General features: G+C 70.7%; 13 protein-coding genes. 8 read left to right on the top strand and 5 right to left on the bottom strand.

Annotated elements, in window-relative coordinates:
- The 8 genes from EDD93_RS38965 (at window position 1) to EDD93_RS39000 (ending at window position 7,498) form a co-directional block, all read left to right on the top strand.
- Window positions 1-447 carry an FdtA/QdtA family cupin domain-containing protein gene (locus tag EDD93_RS38965; RefSeq protein ID WP_123531792.1) on the top strand — a complete coding sequence of 149 codons (447 nt, stop codon included), beginning with the start codon at window positions 1-3 and terminating at the stop codon, window positions 445-447.
- A complete protein-coding gene (locus EDD93_RS38970) occupies window positions 444-1,583 on the top strand; it encodes a DegT/DnrJ/EryC1/StrS aminotransferase family protein (RefSeq protein WP_123531794.1) in 1,140 nt (379 codons plus the stop codon). The genes EDD93_RS38965 and EDD93_RS38970 overlap by 4 nt, the downstream gene beginning before the upstream one ends.
- A gap of 55 nt (window positions 1,584-1,638) precedes the next feature.
- Window positions 1,639-2,544, top strand: a complete 906-nt coding sequence (gene rfbA, locus EDD93_RS38975) for a glucose-1-phosphate thymidylyltransferase RfbA (RefSeq protein ID WP_123531906.1) — start codon at window positions 1,639-1,641, stop codon at window positions 2,542-2,544.
- 72 nt (window positions 2,545-2,616) lie between these two features.
- Entirely contained in the window at window positions 2,617-3,657 is a 1,041-nt protein-coding gene (gene rfbB, locus EDD93_RS38980) for a dTDP-glucose 4,6-dehydratase (protein ID WP_123531908.1), read from the top strand.
- Window positions 3,641-4,240 (top strand): dTDP-4-dehydrorhamnose 3,5-epimerase family protein, encoded by a 600-nt coding sequence (locus EDD93_RS38985; RefSeq protein WP_260256162.1) that lies wholly within the window; start codon window positions 3,641-3,643, stop codon window positions 4,238-4,240. Before rfbB ends, EDD93_RS38985 begins: the two co-directional genes overlap by 17 nt.
- Window positions 4,237-5,037, top strand: a complete 801-nt coding sequence (locus EDD93_RS38990) for a thioesterase II family protein (RefSeq protein WP_123531796.1) — start codon at window positions 4,237-4,239, stop codon at window positions 5,035-5,037. The genes EDD93_RS38985 and EDD93_RS38990 overlap by 4 nt, the downstream gene beginning before the upstream one ends.
- Window positions 5,027-6,460, top strand: a complete 1,434-nt coding sequence (locus EDD93_RS38995; protein WP_221217396.1) for an NDP-hexose 2,3-dehydratase family protein — start codon at window positions 5,027-5,029, stop codon at window positions 6,458-6,460. Before EDD93_RS38990 ends, EDD93_RS38995 begins: the two co-directional genes overlap by 11 nt.
- A gap of 45 nt (window positions 6,461-6,505) precedes the next feature.
- On the top strand, window positions 6,506-7,498 hold the full coding sequence (locus EDD93_RS39000; protein ID WP_123531798.1) for a Gfo/Idh/MocA family protein: 993 nt from the start codon (window positions 6,506-6,508) through the stop codon (window positions 7,496-7,498).
- Here the strand turns inward: EDD93_RS39000 and abc-f are convergent.
- The 5 genes from abc-f to metK all read right to left on the bottom strand — a co-directional run bounded on the left by abc-f (window position 7,488) and on the right by metK (window position 16,942).
- Entirely contained in the window at window positions 7,488-9,143 is a 1,656-nt protein-coding gene (abc-f, locus tag EDD93_RS39005) for a ribosomal protection-like ABC-F family protein (RefSeq protein ID WP_221217397.1), read from the bottom strand. The genes EDD93_RS39000 and abc-f overlap by 11 nt on opposite strands.
- A 402-nt stretch (window positions 9,144-9,545) precedes the next feature.
- Entirely contained in the window at window positions 9,546-10,367 is an 822-nt protein-coding gene (locus tag EDD93_RS39010; protein ID WP_123531802.1) for an AfsR/SARP family transcriptional regulator, read from the bottom strand.
- A 148-nt stretch (window positions 10,368-10,515) separates the two neighbouring features.
- Window positions 10,516-11,952 (bottom strand): adenosylhomocysteinase, encoded by a 1,437-nt coding sequence (gene ahcY, locus EDD93_RS39015; RefSeq protein WP_123531804.1) that lies wholly within the window; start codon window positions 11,950-11,952, stop codon window positions 10,516-10,518.
- Window positions 11,953-12,095: 143 nt separating this feature from the next.
- Window positions 12,096-15,593, bottom strand: coding sequence for a methionine synthase (gene metH, locus EDD93_RS39020; RefSeq protein WP_123531806.1), 3,498 nt, complete (start codon window positions 15,591-15,593; stop codon window positions 12,096-12,098).
- Window positions 15,594-15,718: 125 nt separating this feature from the next.
- Window positions 15,719-16,942, bottom strand: coding sequence for a methionine adenosyltransferase (gene metK / locus EDD93_RS39025; RefSeq protein ID WP_123531807.1), 1,224 nt, complete (start codon window positions 16,940-16,942; stop codon window positions 15,719-15,721).
- Window positions 16,943-16,979 lie beyond the last annotated feature (37 nt).

The raw sequence follows: 16,979 nt of genomic DNA on the forward strand, positions 1-16,979 counted from the left end.
ATGTCGGTGGGCATCATCACAGAACCGAAGGTGGGCAGGGTCAAGCCCTGTGCCTTCATCGAGTTGGAGCAGCACAACGACGCACGGGGCAACCTGTCGGTCGTCGAGTCCGAGTGGACGGCGGGCTTCCCGATCGAGCGGGTGTACTACCTGCACGGTCTGGACACCGGCTCGTCCCGCGGCGGGCACGCGCACCGGGCGCTGGAGCAGCTCGTCATCGCCGTCCACGGCAGTTTCACGATCACCGTGGACGACGGGGTCAACCAGGCGGAGCACCGTCTGGACGACGCCGGCCAGGGCCTGTACATCGGGCCGATGGTGTGGCGGAACCTGAGCGACTTCTCCGAGGACGCGGTCAGTGTGGTCCTGGCCTCGCGGCACTACGACGAGTCCGACTACTACCGCGACTACGACGAGTTCCTGCAGGACGCGAGGAGGGGGCTGTGACGGCCCGGGCGCCGGCCCGCCCGGCGCGTGTCCCCTTCCACGACCTGCGGGACCTGCACGCCCTGGACGGTGTGCAGGCCGAGATCGACGCCGCCCTGCTGCGGGTGTCGCGTTCCGGTCGTTACCTCCTCGGCCCCGAACTGGAGGCGTTCGAGGAGGAGTACGCCCGGTACTGCGAGAACGCGTACTGCGTCGGTGTCGGCAGCGGCCTGGCCGCCCTGGAGCTGACGCTGCGGGCGCTGGGCATCGGTGCGGGCGACGAGGTGGTCGTCCCCGGGCACACGTACATCGCGAGCTGGCTCGCGGTCTCCGCCACGGGGGCCCGCCCGGTCCCCGTGGAGCCGGAGGCCGGCTCGTACCTGATCGACCCCGACCGCCTCGCGGCCGCGATCACCCCGCGGACCAGGGCGGTCATGCCGGTGCACCTGTACGGGCACCCGGTGGACCTCGACGCGATCGAGGCCGTCACCGCGCACCGGGGCATCCCGGTCGTGGAGGACGCGGCCCAGGCGCACGGGGCCCGTTACCAGGGCCGGCGGATCGGCTCGCGGTACGCGGCGGCGTTCAGCTTCTACCCGGGCAAGAACCTGGGCGCGCTGGGCGACGGCGGCGCCGTGGTCACCTCCGACCCGGAGCTCGCCGGGCGGATCCGGCTGCTGCGCAACTACGGCTCCCGCGAGAAGTACCGGCACGAGGTGTGCGGCACCAACTCCCGGCTGGACGAGCTGCAGGCGGCGGCGCTGCGGGCGAAGCTGCCGCACCTCGACGCGTGGAACGCGCGCCGGGACGCGATCGCCGCACGCTACACCGAGGGCCTCTCCGGCCTGCCGGGGGTGGTCCCTCCGGCCGTCCGGTCCTGGGCCGAGCCCGTCTGGCACCAGTACGTGCTGCGCACCGCGCACCGCGAGGAGCTGCGGCAGGCTCTGACCGGGGCCGGGGTGGAGAGCCTGGTCCACTACCCGATCGCCGTCCACCGATCCGGCGCCTACGCGCGCACCCCGACCGCGCCGCTGCCCCGCTCCGAGCGGCTGGCGGCGGAGGTGCTGAGCCTGCCCATGGGCCCGCAACTGATCGAGCGGGACGCGGAGACCGTCATCGCGGCGGTCCGTCATGCCACGGAGAACAGCCATGTCTGACGTCACGAAGGTCCCGGCCCTCTCGGCACTCGGCGCCCCCGGCTCCCGCCGTCCGATGAAGGGCATCGTCCTGGCCGGCGGCAGCGGCACCCGGCTGCGCCCGCTGACCGGCGCGCTGTCCAAGCAGCTGCTGCCGGTGTACGACAAGCCGATGATCTACTACCCGCTGTCGGTGCTGATGCTGGCGGGTATCCGCGACATCCAGATCATCTCCGCCAAGGACCACCTGGAGATGTTCCGCTCGCTGCTCGGCGACGGAAGGCAGCTCGGCATCCGCCTGAGCTACGCCCAGCAGGAGGAGCCCCGCGGCATCGCGGAGGCCTTCCTCATCAGCGAGGAGCACATCGGCGACAGCCCCGTGGCGCTGATCCTCGGGGACAACGTCTTCCACGGCCCCGGCTTCTCCCAGGTGATCGCGCAGGCCGCGGCCCGTCTGGACGGCTGTGAGCTGTTCGGCTACCCGGTCAAGGACCCCCAGCGGTACGGGGTCGGCGAGATCGACGCCGACGGCTCCCTGCTCTCCCTGGTGGAAAAGCCGGTCAAGCCGCGCTCCAACCTCGCGGTGACCGGCCTGTACCTCTACGACAACGACGTGGTGGACATCGCCCGCGGACTGAAGCCCTCGGCACGCGGCGAGCTGGAGATCACCGACGTCAACCGGGCGTACCTGGCCCAGGGCCGGGCCCGGCTGAACCCGCTGGGCCGCGGGTTCGCCTGGCTGGACATGGGGACCCACGACTCGCTGCTGCAGGCCGGGCAGTACGTACAGCTGCTGGAGCAGCGCCAGGGCGAGCGGATCGCCTGCGTGGAGGAGATCGCCCTGCGGACGGGGTTCATCAGCCCGGAGCAGTGCTTCGCCCTCGGCAGCGACCTGGGGGCTTCCAGTTACGGCGACTACGTGCGGGAGATCGCCCGCCGGGCCGCCGCGGAGGGCCGGACCGCCAGTTCCTCGGCCGCCTGACCAACCACCGAACCCACCGACCGAACCACCGAACCCACGCCCCGTCCCCTCCCCCGGAAAGGCCTGTTGGAGATGCGAGTCCTGGTGACCGGAGGCGCGGGCTTCATTGGCTCGCACTTCGTCAGAGAACTGCTGTCCGGGGCCTATCCGGACCTCGACGGGTCACGGGTGGTGGTCCTGGACGCCCTCACCTACGCCGGGAACCCCGCCAACCTCGACCCGGTGCGCGACCACCCGGGGCTGGAGTTCGTCCACGGCGACATCTGCGACAGGGAGCTGGTCGGCCGGCTGATGGCCGGGACCGGCATGGTGGTGCACTTCGCGGCCGAGTCGCACGTGGACCGCTCGATCGCCGACGCCTCGCAGTTCGTGCGCACCAACGTGCTCGGCACCCAGACCCTCCTGCAGGCGGCCGTCGAGGCGAAGGTCGCGCGGTTCGTCCACGTCTCCACGGACGAGGTGTACGGCTCGATCGACTCGGGCTCGTGGCCGGAGGAGCACCGGCTGGCGCCCAACTCCCCGTACGCGGCCTCCAAGGCCTCCTCGGACCTGATGGCGCTGGCCTTCCACCGCACCCACGGGCTGGAGGTGTGCGTGACGCGCTGCTCCAACAACTACGGTCCCTACCAGTTCCCGGAGAAGGCGATCCCGCTGTTCACCACCAACCTGGTCGACGGGCTCGACGTGCCCCTGTACGGCGACGGCCTCAACAGCCGCGACTGGCTGCACGTGGACGACCACTGCCGGGGCATCGCCCTGGTCGCCGCGAAGGGCCGGGCCGGCGAGGTCTACAACATCGGCGGCGGCACGGAGCTGACCAACCTCGAACTGACGGAACACCTGCTGGAGCTGTGCGGCCGGGACCGGTCGGCGGTGCGCAGGGTCACCGACCGGGCCGCGCACGACCGCCGGTACTCGGTGGACATCTCGAAGATCTCCCGCGAGCTGGGCTACGAGCCGCAGGTGCCCTTCGCCGAGGGCCTGGCGGCCACGGTGGCCTGGTACCGGGAGAACCGCGCGTGGTGGGAGCCGCTGAAGGAGCGTGCCGCACTCCCGGGGGCGGCCGCCGCCGGGCGGGGCACGGAGCAGCCGGCAGGTGCCCGTGCGCATTGACGAGACGGTCATACCCGGCACGTACCGGCTGCTGCCGGAGCGGTTCGAGGACGAGCGCGGCCATTTCTACGAGGCCGCCAGGCACAGTGAGCTGACGGCGGCGACCGGGCTGCCCTTCGAGGTCCGCCAGGTCAACAACTCCGTCTCGCGGCGCGGCGTCCTGCGCGGGGTGCACTGCAACGACGTACCGGCCGACGCCGGGAAGCTGGTGACCTGCGTCCGGGGCTCGATCCTCGACGTGATGGTCGATCTCCGTCAGGGCTCGCCGTCCTTCGGCCGGTACGCCGTGAACCGGCTGGACGCCGGGGACGGCATCGCCCTCTACATGTCCGGCGGCATCGGCCACGCCTTCCTCGCCCTGGAGGACGGCACCTGCGTCAACTACCTGTTGTCCGCGGAGTACGTGCCCGGGGCGATGGTCGACCTCGACGCGCTCGACCCCGAGCTGGGCCTGCCGTGGGAGCTCGCGGAGCCGCCGGTGCGCTCCGCCAAGGACGCGGCCGCACCCTCCCTCGCGGAGGTGGTGGCATCCGGCAGGCTGCCGCGGTACGTACCGACGGGCGGGGAGCTGATCCGGCCGTGACCGTTCCCGCCACCCGCGCCCCCTCGTCTCCCTCCTCCCTCTCTTCTCCTTCTGCTCCCTCCGACGTGTGGCTGCGCCGCTACCGGCCGGTCGCGGATCCGGCCGTCCGGCTGGTGTGCTTCCCGCACGCCGGCGGCTCGGCCACCGCCTACCTGCGCTTCGCCGACGCCCTCGCCGGCGTCGGCGTCGAAGTCCTGGCGGTGCAGTATCCGGGCCGCCAGGACCGGCGCGGGGAACCCTTCGTCGAGACCGTCGACGCCCTGGTCGAGGCGGTGCTGCCGGAGCTGCGGGAATGGACCCGCAGCCCGTTCGCCCTGTTCGGGCACAGCCTGGGCGGCACCCTCGCCTACGAGACCGCGCGCCGGCTGACCGGAACGGGCGAGGAGCCCGTGCACCTGTTCGTATCCGGCCGTCGCGCGCCCACCGTGCCGCGCACGGACACCGCGCACCTGCTGGACGACCGGGCCCTGATCTCCCGGATCTCCGCGCTGCAGGGCACCGATCCGGCGCTCCTCCAGGACGAGGAGCTGCTCCGGATGGTGCTGCCGGCGCTCCGCAACGACTACGGGATGGCGGGCGGCTACCGGCACCGCGCCGGAGCGCCGCTGTCCGTGCCGCTGACGGTGCTCACCGGGGACAGCGACCCCAACGTGTCCGTCGACGACGCGCGGCGCTGGTCGGAGGTGGCCGGGGGTCCGGTGGACCTGCGCGTGCTTCCGGGCGGGCACTTCTTCCTCAACGACCGCTCGGAAACCGTCTGCCACATCATCGAGGAGGCGCTGGACCATGTCCGCTGACACCCTGGCCCGGACCGCAGACCGAACGGACACCGCGCACCGCCTGCTGGTGTCGGCCCGTACCCCCGACAGCGCGGCCACGCCCATGGACCAGGTGCTGGGCTGGCTGGCCGAACAGGCCCGCGCGGGAAGCTTCCGGGTCACCCGGGTGCCGTTCGCCGCGCTGCGGGGCTGGCACTTCGACGGCGACGGCAACCTGCGCCACGAGTCGGGCCGCTTCTTCGCCGTGGAGGGCCTGCACGTCACCGCGGACGGGCTGCCGGAGCGGGGCTGGAAGCAGCCGATCATCGTGCAGCCGGAGGTCGGCCTGCTCGGAATCGTCGTCAAGGAGATCGACGGCGTCCTGCACTTCCTGATGCAGGCCAAAATGGAGCCGGGCAACATCAACACGCTCCAGCTCTCCCCCACCGTGCAGGCCACGCGCAGCAACTTCACGGGGGTCCACCAGGGCCTCGGCATCCCGTTCCTCGACCTGTTCCTGGAACGGGGGCGGGCGCGGGTCCTCGTGGACGTGCTCCAGTCCGAGCAGGCCGACTGGTTCCTCGCCAAGCGCAACCGCAACATGATCATCGAGATCGACGAGGACACCGAAACCGGGGACATCGGCGACGGCTTCCGCTGGCTCACCTTCGGACAGCTGCTGCGCCTGCTGCGGCTGGACAACGTGGTCAACATGGACACCCGCTCCATCCTGGCCTGCCTGCCCACGGCGGGCGCCGAACCGGACGGCGTGGACGTCGACCCGGTCCTGCGCTCCTTCCACGATCTGTCGGCCCCCTCGGTGCACGACACGAGCGAGGTGCTCAGCTGGCTCACCGGCATACGGGCGCTGCGCGAGCTGGTCCAGCGCCGGGTGCCGCTCGCCGAGGTCGCCGAGGACGGCTGGACGTTCACGGACGAGGAGATCGGGCACACCGGCGGACGCCGGTTCCGGGTGATCGGGGCCGACATCTCGGCGAGCAACCGCGAGGTCGCCTCCTGGACGCAGCCCCTGATCCAGCCTCAGGTGCCGGGCCTGATGGCCCTGATCGTCAAGCGGATCAACGGCACCCTGCACGCCCTGGTGCAGGCCCGGGTCGACGTCGGGCACCTGAACGTCGCCGAACTGGCGCCGACCGTGCACTGCCGGCCGGCCGACCACACCGGCCCGGGAACCGACCCGTACCCGCCCTTCCTCGCCGACGTGCTGGCTGCCCCGACGGCGCGGATCCACTACGACGCGGTGCAGTCCGAGGAGGGCGGCCGCTTCTACCACGCGGAGAACAGGTACACGATCATCGAGGTGCCCGAGGAGTTCGGCGAGGACGTGCCGCGCGACTACGCCTGGCTGACCTTCTCCCAGCTCACCGAGCTGATGGCGCACGGCAACTACCTCAACGTCGAACTGCGCACACTCGTCGTCTGCGCCCACACCATGTACTGACCGTTCCCGCTGCCGACCGCCCCTGCCCCTCCCACCGAGGACGTCATGCCCGCTCCCCTGCGCCTGGGACTCCTCGGCTGCGGCGACATCGCCGCGCGCCGCACCCTGCCCGCGCTGCTGCGCACCCCCGGACTGGAACTGGCCGCCACCGCCGCGCGGGACCCCGCGCGGGCCGCGGCGTTCGCTGACCGGTTCGGCGGCACCCCCGCGCCCTCGTACGAGGACCTGCTCGGGCGCGCCGACGTGGACGCCGTCTACCTCTGCCTGCCCACCATGCACCACGCCGCCTGGGCCGAACGTGCCCTGCGCGCCGGCAAGCACGTCCTGGTGGAGAAGCCGCTCGCGACCTGCGGTGCGCAGGCCGAGGCCCTGTACGAACTGGCGCGGGAGCGCGGCCTGGTGCTGCTGGAGAACTTCATGTTCCTCCACCACGGCACCCAGCGGCGGGTCGCGGGCCTCCTCACGGACGGGGCCCTGGGCGAAGTGCGCGCCGTCTCCGCCGCGTTCACGATCCCGCCGCGCCCGCCGGGTGACACCCGCTACGACCCGCGCACCGGCGGCGGGGCCCTGCTCGACAGCGGGGTCTACCCGCTGCGGGCCGCCCTGCGCTTCCTCGGCTGCGGCCTGACCGTGGCCGGCGCGGTGCTGCGCACCGACGAGGAGCACGGCGTGGACCTGTCCGGGGCCGTACTGCTGGCCGCCCCGGAGGGCGCGGTGGCGCAGCTCCGGTTCGGCATGGAGCACCACTACCGGTCCTGGTACGAGATCCAGGGCAGCGCCGGCACCCTGTCCGTGGACCACGTGTACACGACGGCGCCCGATCACGAGCCGGTGATCCGGCTGGCGACCGGCACCGGGCGGACGAAGATCCGGGTGCCCGCCGAGGACCATTTCGAGGCGGTACTGCGGTTCTTCGCCGCGTCCGTGCGCGCACCGGAAGCGCGGCGGCCCGGCCTGCCGCTCCTCGGCGAGGAGTCGCGGCGGCAGGCCGGGCTGCTGGACGAGATCCGCGCGGCGGCGGTCCGCGTCAGCCGCTGACGGCGGCCTTCCCGCTCAGTTCGAGGTGCGAGCCCCGGAAGGCCCGGCGCATCCGCCGGTCATGCGTGACGACCACCACGGTCCCCGTGTAGTCCACCAGTGCCTGTTCCAGCTCCTCGACGAGCAGCGGGGACAAGTGGTTGGTGGGCTCGTCGAGGAGCAGCAGGTCCACGGGCCGGGTGACCAGGCGGGCCAGGTCGATGCGGCGGCGCTGGCCCACGGACAGGGAGCCGACCGGAAGGCTGAACTCGGACTCCCGGAACAGGCCCAGGGAGAGCAGTTGCTCGGTGTACTCGTCGGCGTGGCCGAGGCGGCCCTCGGCGAACTCCGCGAGCACCGAGCGCCGGGGGTCCTTGGGCAGTTCGTCCTGGCGCAGCCAGCCGATCCGCCCGGCCCGCCGCACGGTGCCCGCGTCGGGCTCCAGGTCGCCGGCGAGCACCCGCAGCAGGGTGCTCTTGCCCGCGCCGTTGGGGCCGGTGATCAGCAGCCGCTCACCATGGGCGAGGGACAGCGAGTCGAGGGCGAGCCGGCCGTCGACGCGCAGCCCGGAGACCTCGGTGATGGGTCCCTGGGGAACCTCGGCGGTCTCGTCGCCCACCGCGATGTCGGCGGTGAAGCGCAGCGGCTCGGGCGGCTTCGGTACCGGGTCGGTGTGGAGGCGGTTCAGCCGCTCGTTGGCGTTGCGGGCCTTGCTGGAGGTCGAGGACGAGGAGGACCTGGCCCGGTGGTGCTCGGAACCGCTGAAGGCCCAGGGGCCCTTCTTGGCGATGGAGGCCAGCATCCTTCCCGCGGTGGCCGCGCGGGTCTCCTGCCGTTCGATCTCGGCGAGGTGCTCCTCGTACTCCCGCTCCCAGCGGGCGCGGGCGGCGGCCTTGGCGGCGAGGTAGCCCTGGTAGCCGTTGCCGTACCGGTTGACGGTCTTCCGGTCGGGGTCGACCTCCAGGATGGCGGAGGTGACGGCCTCCAGGAAGGCGCGGTCGTGGGTGATGACGACGATGGTGCCGCGGTGGTCCTGGAGCCGCTTCTCCAGCCAGTCCACGGCCTGGTCGTCGAGGTCGTTGGTGGGCTCGTCGAGAAGCAGCAGCTCGGGGGCGGCGGCCAGGGTGGCGGCCAGCGCGAGCCGGGAGCGCTCGCCGCCGGAGAGGGTGTCCACCGGGCGGTCGCGGTCGAGTCCGGGCAGGCCGAGGCCGTGCAGGGCCGTGTCCGCCCGTGCGTCGGCCTCGTAACCGCCTCGGTCCTCGAACTCCGCGAGCAGGTTCCCGTACTCGGCGAGAAGCGCCGGATCGTCGTCCACCAGCGAGTCCTCGACCTCGTGGAGGCGCTTCTCCAGGGCACGCAGGTCCGCGAAGGCGCGGTCGAGGACATCCCTGACGGTGGCTCCGGCCGGCATGTCGAGTCGCTGCGGCAGGTAGCCGACGCCGCCGGGGGCGGTGACGGTCACCTCGCCGTTGTCCGCGGCCTCGGCTCCGGCGATCAGCCGGAGCAGGGTGGACTTGCCCGAGCCGTTGTCACCGATGACGCCGGCCTTCTCACCCGGCTTGACGGTGAGGGACACCCGGTCGAGCACGACGTGGTCGTCGTACCGCTTGATGACCTCCTCCAGCGTGAGCTGGGAATGCGCCCGTGATGCCGTGGGCGAGGACATGCGCATATGCGTACTCCTGGTGGTGCGGGGTCGGAGAGCGGGGACCGGACTCTCCGCGAACTGCTTGGCGAGGTTGCGCGTCGCGGTTTCGTTGCGGCCGGGTGCCTCCCTGACGTAGGTACGGGCCGGCGCCGTCCTGGGCGCCCGCACCGAGGATCTTCCGTACGGCCTTCCTCTCCCGCAAGACCGCGCTGTGCCGGGGGGGCCTGGACGCGGTGGAGGAACTCGCGGACCGCCTCGACCGGTCCGCCGACGAGGACGGGGGTCCTTGAGGCCGGGGACGAGCCCGGGGCCGGTGTACGCAGGTTCTCCGGCTCGGTGCGGCCGTTGGCGTCGGCCCTTGGCCGGACCTTTGCACACCGCGCTCGAGATCCGCTCGAACCCGTTGCCCCGGGCGGCATTCTATGCGGCGTAGAGGTCGAACGTGGAGCTGCGGCGTGGTCCGGAGGCCATGTCCAGTGCGGGGTCCACCATGAGCATCGCCCGGTGCAGGCGCTGGAGTTGTGGCGAGGGCTCGACACCGAGGTCGTCGATGAGCCGGGTGCGCAGGCGCCGGTAGACGTCGAGCGCCGTCGCCTGGCGGCCGGAGCGGTAGAGCGCCACCATGGCCTGCGAGTGCAGGCCCTCGTGCTGCGGGTGACGTGCTATCAGTTCGGCCAGCTCGACGATGAGTTCGGTGTGCCGGCCCAGGCGGAGGTCCGCGTCGATGCGGCGCTCGACGGTCACCAGCCGGCTCTCCTCCAGCCGCATGACCTCTATCTCCAGGATCGGGCCGACGCGCACGTCGACCAGCGCGGGGCCCTGCCACAGGGCGAGCGCCGTGCGCAGCAGCCCGGCGGCCTGCTGGTCCTCGCCGGCCTCGAAGGCCCGCTGCCCCTTGGCGACCAGTCCTTCGTACTCGTGCACGTCGACCGAGCCGGGTTCGATCTGCATCAGGTAGCCGCCGTGGCGGGTGGCGAGCACGTCCTTGGCCCCGCCGGGGGCGCCCGGCCCCATGGCCGTGCCCAGCCGCCGGCGCAGTTGGAGGATGTAGGTCTGCAGGGTGGTGAGGGCGCTCGGCGGGAGTCCGGTTCCCCAGATCTCCTCCATGAGCGTCGGTACGGGGATCACCCGTCCCGGGTACAACGCGAGAAGAGCCAGGATCTGGCGCGGCTTCCCTGCCGTCGGAACAATCGAGCCCCCGTTGACCTCGGCACTCAACGGACCCAGAACCTGAATCTTCACGGTTTCCTCCGCACGTGGTCGAGTTCGCATCGATTTTTCGGGCCTCGCCGACGAACGGTAGCGAAGCAACGGGGACGGGCCCGGAATCCTCCAGCGTCTGTCGAGCCGCTCTCTACTTCCCTCCCCTACGGGTGGACCGGAGTCCGGGTCAGTAGCGGTAGTGGTCGGACTTGTACGGGCCGTCGACCTCGACACCGATGTACGCCGCCTGCTCCGGGCGTAGCGTTGTGAGCCGCACGCCGAGTGCGGCGAGGTGGAGGCGGGCGACCTTCTCGTCGAGGTGCTTGGGCAGCACGTAGACGTCGGTCGGGTACTCCTCGGGCTTGGTGAACAGCTCGATCTGGGCCAGCGTCTGGTCCGCGAAGCTGTTCGACATCACGAACGAGGGGTGGCCGGTCGCGTTGCCCAGGTTCAGCAGGCGGCCCTCGGACAGCACGATCAGGACCCTGCCGTCCGGGAACGTCCAGGTGTGGACCTGCGGCTTGACCTCGTCCTTGACGATCCCGTCGATCTTCGCGAGACCCGCCATGTCGATCTCGTTGTCGAAGTGACCGATGTTCCCGACGATCGCCTGGTGCTTCATCCGGGCCATGTCGGAGGCCATGATGATGTCCTTGTTGCCCGTCGTCGTGACGAAGATGTCCGCCTGCTCCACCACATCATCGAGCGTGGCGACCTGGTAACCGTCCATCGCCGCCTGCAGCGCGCAGATCGGGTCGATCTCCGTGATGATCACCCGGGCACCCTGACCCCGCAGCGACTCCGCACACCCCTTGCCCACATCGCCGTAACCACACACCACGGCCGTCTTGCCACCGATCAGCACGTCCGTGGCCCGGTTGATGCCGTCGATCAGCGAGTGCCGGCACCCGTACTTGTTGTCGAACTTCGACTTCGTGACCGCGTCATTCACATTGATCGCCGGGAACAGCAGAGTCCCGTCGCGGTGCATCTCGTACAGCCGGTGCACACCCGTCGTGGTCTCCTCCGTGACACCACGGATCTCCGACGCCAGCTGCGTCCACTTCTGCGGGGACTCACCGAGCGTACGGTTCAGCGTCGCGAGGATATGGGCGTACTCCTCACTGTCCGCGGTCGACGGATCCGGAGCCGCCCCCTCCTTCTCGAACTCGACGCCCTTGTGGACGAGGAGAGTGGCGTCACCACCGTCGTCGAGAATCATGTTCGGACCACCGGTAGGGGTGTTCGGCCAGGTCAAAGCCTGCTCCGTGCACCACCAGTACTCCTCCAGCGACTCACCCTTCCAGGCGAAGACCGGGACACCCGCCGCAGCCACAGCGGCGGCCGCGTGGTCCTGGGTCGAGTAGATGTTGCAGGAGGCCCAGCGGACCTCGGCGCCGAGGGCGACCAGGGTCTCGATCAGCACCGCCGTCTGCACAGTCATGTGCAGCGAACCGGTGATACGGGCACCGGCCAGCGGCTGCGCGGCGGCGTACTCCCTGCGGATCGACATCAGACCGGGCATCTCGTGCTCGGCCAGCGTGATCTCCTTGCGGCCGAACGCCGCGAGGGAGAGGTCGGCGACCTTGAAGTCCGTGAAGTCGGCGGGCGGCTGCGAGGGCATGTGCACTCCTTGAGTTCTGAATGTTCCGGTGTATCCGGGGGTGTCGCTGTGGACCGGTCGGGCGTGATGCGGGGCAGGTCCGGGGGTGCGCGGGCCGGGACAGCGCCTCTACGCGGCGGACCGCCTCGCACAGCGCTGCGTGGTCATGGCCGGCGGCCTCCCGCGTTGAAGTAACCGGCCTCGGGGTGGTGCAGCACGATCGCGTCGGTGGACTGCTCGGGGTGGAGCTGGAATTCCTCCGACAGGACGACTCCGATCCGCTCGGGCCGAAGCAGCGCGGCGATCTTGGCGCGGTCCTCCAGATCGGGGCAGGCGGGGTAGCCCAGGGAGTAGCGGCAGCCCTGGTACTCGGTGCGGAACATGCCGTCCAGCGCGGCGGGCTCGGCCCCCGCGATGCCCAGTTCGGCGCGGACCCGGGCGTGCCAGTACTCGGCGAGGGCCTCGGCCAGCTGGACGGAGAGGCCGTGCAGCTCCAGGTAGTCGCGGTAGGCGTTGGCCTCGAAGAGCTTGGCGGTCTCGCCGCCGATCCGCGATCCGACGGTGACGACCTGGAGGCCGATGACGTCCGTCTCGCCGGACTCCTCGGGGCGGAAGAAGTCGGCGAGGCAGAGGCGGCGGCCGCGGCGCTGGCGCGGGAAGGTGAAGCGGGTGCGCTCCGAGCCGTCCTCGTGCAGCAGGATCAGGTCGTCGCCCTTGGAGACGCAGGGGAAGTAGCCGTAGACGACGGCCGCTTCCAGCAGGTTCTCGGTGTGCAGCTTGTCGAGCCAGCCCCGCAGGTGCGGCCGGCCCTCGGTCTCGACCAGCTCCTCGTACGTGGGTCCGTCGCCGGCGCGGGCCTGCTTGAGGCCCCACTGGCCCTTGAAGAGTGCGCCCTCGTCGAGCCAGGAGGCGTACTCCTTGAGCTGGATGCCCTTGACGACCCGGGTGCCCCAGAACGGGGGCTCGGGGACGGGGTTGGTGACCGAGACGTCGGAACGCACGCCCTCCTCCGGCTCCTCGACCTCCAGCACGGCGGTCTCCCGCTTGGGCACCCGACGCTGCTTCAGCTCAGGCAGAGAGGCTCCGGGAACGCCGCGCTTGACCGCGATCAGCGCGTCCATCAGCCGCAGGCCCTCGAAGGCGTCGCGGGCGTAGCGGACCTCGCCCTCGTAGATCTCGTGGAGGTCCTGTTCGACGTAGGCGCGGGTCAGGGCGGCGCCGCCCAGGATGACCGGGTACTCGGCGGCCAGCTTGCGCTGGTTGAGCTCCTGGAGGTTCTCCTTCATGATCACGGTGGACTTGACCAGGAGGCCGGACATGCCGATGACGTCGGCCTTGTGTTCCTCGGCGGCGTCCAGGATCGCGGAGACGGGCTGCTTGATACCGATGTTCACGACGTTGAACCCGTTGTTGGACAGGATGATGTCGACGAGGTTCTTGCCGATGTCGTGGACGTCGCCGCGGACGGTGGCCAGCACGATGGTGCCCTTGCCCTCGGCGTCCGACTTCTCCATGTGCGGCTCCAGGTGGGCCACCGCGGTCTTCATGACCTCGGCGGACTGGAGCACGAAGGGCAACTGCATCTGGCCGGAGCCGAACAGCTCGCCGACGACCTTCATGCCCTCCAGCAGGGTGTCGTTGACGATGTCGAGCGCGGGACGCGTCTGCAGGGCCTCGTCGAGGTCGGCCTCCAGCCCCTTCTTCTCGCCGTCGATGATCCGGCGCTGAAGCCGCTCGTCCAGAGGCAGCGCGAGGAGTTCCTCGGCCTTGCCCTCCTTCATCGACTTCATGTTGACGCCCTCGAAGAGCTCCATGAGCCGCTGCAGCGGGTCGTAGTCCTCGGCGCGACGGTCGTAGATCAGGTCGTGGGCGACCTTGACCTGCTCCTCGTCCAGCCGCGCGATCGGCAGGATCTTCGACGCGTGCACGATCGCGGAGTCCAGCCCCGCCTTCACACACTCGTCGAGGAAGACCGAGTTCAGGACGACGCGGGCCGCCGGGTTGAGACCGAAGGAGATGTTCGAGAGGCCAAGCGTGGTCTGGACGTCGGGGTGGCGCTTCTTCAGCTCACGGATCGCCCCGATGGTGGCGATGCCGTCCTTGCGCGACTCCTCCTGCCCCGTGCAGATGGTGAAGGTCAGGCAGTCGATGAGGATGTCCGACTCGTGAATGCCCCAGTTGCCGGTGAGGTCCTCGATCAGGCGCTCCGCGATGGCCACCTTGTGCTCGACCGTGCGGGCCTGGCCCTCCTCGTCGATCGTCAGGGCGATCAGTGCGGCACCGTGCTCGGCGGCCAGCCTGGTCACCTGCACGAACCGGGACTCGGGCCCGTCACCGTCCTCGTAGTTCACCGAGTTCAGGACCGCGCGCCCGCCGAGCTTCTCCAGGCCGGCCCGCAGCACGGGCAGCTCGGTGGAGTCCAGCACGATCGGCAGCGTGGAGGCCGTGGCGAACCGTCCGGCCAGCTCCGCCATGTCCGCGACCCCGTCACGGCCCACGTAGTCGACGCAGAGATCGAGCAGGTGCGCGCCCTCGCGGATCTGGTCACGCGCCATCTCCACACAGTCGTCCCACCGCGCCTCCAGCATCGCCTCACGGAACTTCTTCGACCCGTTGGCGTTCGTCCGCTCACCGATGGCGAGGTACGAGGTGTCCTGCCGGAAGGGCACGGTCTGGTAGAGCGACGCCGCACCCGGCTCCGGGCGCGGGTCCCGGGCGGTGATGGCGGACCCGCGGACCCGGTCGACGACCTGGCGCAGGTGCTCCGGAGTCGTACCGCAGCAACCGCCCACCAGCGACAGCCCGTACTCCTGAACGAACGTCTCCTGCGCATCCGCCAGCCCCTCGGGACCGAGCGGGAAGTGCGCCCCGTCCTTCGTCAGCACCGGCAGACCGGCGTTCGGCATACAGAGCAACGGGATACGGGAGTGACGGGTCAGATAGCGCAGGTGCTCGCTCATCTCCGCCGGACCGGTCGAGCAGTTCAGGCCGATCATGTCGATGCCCAGCGGCTCCAGGGCGGTCAGCGCGGCGCCGATCTCGGAGCCGAGCAGCATCGTCCCGGTCGTCTCGAAGGCCAACGACACCAGCAACGGCAGATCGCTGCCCAGAGCCTCCAGCGCGCGCCGCGCCCCCAGAATGCCGGCCTTCGTCTGCAGGAGGTCCTGCGTCGTCTCCACGATCAGCGCGTCGGCGCCGCCCGCGATCAGCCCCTCCGCGTTCCGCTGGAACCCGTCACGCAGCTTCACGTACGGGGCGTGCCCCAGCGTCGGAAGCTTCGTGCCGGGCCCCATCGAGCCCAGGACCCAGCGCTGCTGCCCCGTCGAGGCCGTGAACTCGTCCGCCACCTCACGGGCGATACGCGCACCCGACTCCGAGAGCTCATACACCCGCTCGGGAATGTCGTACTCACCCAGCGCCGCGCTGTTCGCGCCGAAGGTGTTCGTCTCCACACAGTCCACGCCGACCGCGAAGTACTCCTCATGCACGGAACGCACGATGTCGGGCCGGGTGAGGTTCAGGATCTCGTTGCAGCCCTCGAGGTTCTCGAAGTCCTCCAGCGTGGGGTCCTGGGCCTGCAGCATGGTGCCCATGGCACCGTCGGCCACCACCACCCGGGTGGCGAGCGCCTCACGGAGCGCTGCGGATCGGGTGCCCTTCATGACCGGTGGTCCGGGGCAGGTGCGAACAGTCCGGCCGCGTCCGCGGCGATGGAACCGGTGACAACGATGCGCACGTCGGGCTCTCCTCGGGAGTACGGAGCACGAAGGACGAAGGAGCCGGCCGGTCAGAGACCGGCCGCGGCCTTCAGCTGCTGGGCGCGGTCGGTCCGCTCCCAGGTGAAGTCGGGCAGTTCGCGTCCGAAGTGGCCGTAGGCGGCGGTCCGGAAGTAGATCGGCCGCAGCAGGTCGAGGTCACGGACGATGGCGGCCGGGCGCAGGTCGAAGACCTCCCTGATCGCCTGCTCGATGCGGTTCTGGGCGACGGCGCCGGTGCCGAAGGTCTCGACGAACAGGCCGACCGGCTCGGCCTTGCCGATGGCGTACGCGACCTGGACCTCGCACCGGTCCGCGAGGCCCGCCGCGACGACGTTCTTGGCGACCCAGCGCATCGCGTAGGCGGCCGAGCGGTCCACCTTCGACGGGTCCTTGCCCGAGAAGGCGCCGCCGCCGTGGCGGGCCATGCCGCCGTAGGTGTCGATGATGATCTTGCGGCCGGTCAGACCCGCGTCGCCCATCGGGCCGCCGATCTCGAAGCGTCCGGTCGGGTTGACCAGCAGCCGGTAGTCGTCGGACTCCAGCTTGATGCCGTCCTCGGCGAGTTCGGTCAGTACGTGCTCGACGACGTGGTGGCGGATGTCCGGGCTCAGCAGGTTGTCGAGGTCGATGTCGGAGGCGTGCTGCGAGGAGACGACAACGGTGTCGAGACGGACCGGGCGGCTGCCGCTGTACTCGATGGTGACCTGCGTCTTCCCGTCGGGGCGGAGGTAGGGGACGGTGCCGTCCTTGCGGACCTCGGTCAGCCGGCGTGAGAGCCGGTGGGCCAGCTCGATCGGCAGCGGCATCAGGGACGGGGTCTCGTTCGTGGCGTAGCCGAACATCAGGCCCTGGTCGCCGGCGCCCTGCTTGTCGAGATCGTCCCCCTCCCCGTCTGCCGCGGCACCCCCCACGCGCTTCTCGTACGCGATGTCGACGCCCTGCGCGATGTCCGGCGACTGCGCGCCGATGGACACCGAGACTCCGCAGGTGGCGCCGTCGAATCCCTTGGCCGACGAGTCGTAGCCGATGCCCAGAATCGTCTCGCGGACGAGACCGGGGATGTCGGCGTACGCCTTGGTCGTCACCTCACCGGCGATGTGCACCTGGCCGGTGGCGATCAGTGTCTCGACGGCGACCCGGGAGGACGGGTCCTGGCTCAGCAGTGCGTCGAGGATCGCGTCGCTGATCTGGTCGGCGATCTTGTCGGGGTGGCCCTCGGTCACGGATTCCGAGGTGAACAGGCGGCGGGACATGGCTCTCCAGAGGTGTGAGGTCCGTTGAACGGTCGAG

The sequence above is a fragment of the Streptomyces sp. 840.1 genome (assembly GCF_003751445.1).
GTDB lineage: Bacteria > Actinomycetota > Actinomycetes > Streptomycetales > Streptomycetaceae > Streptomyces.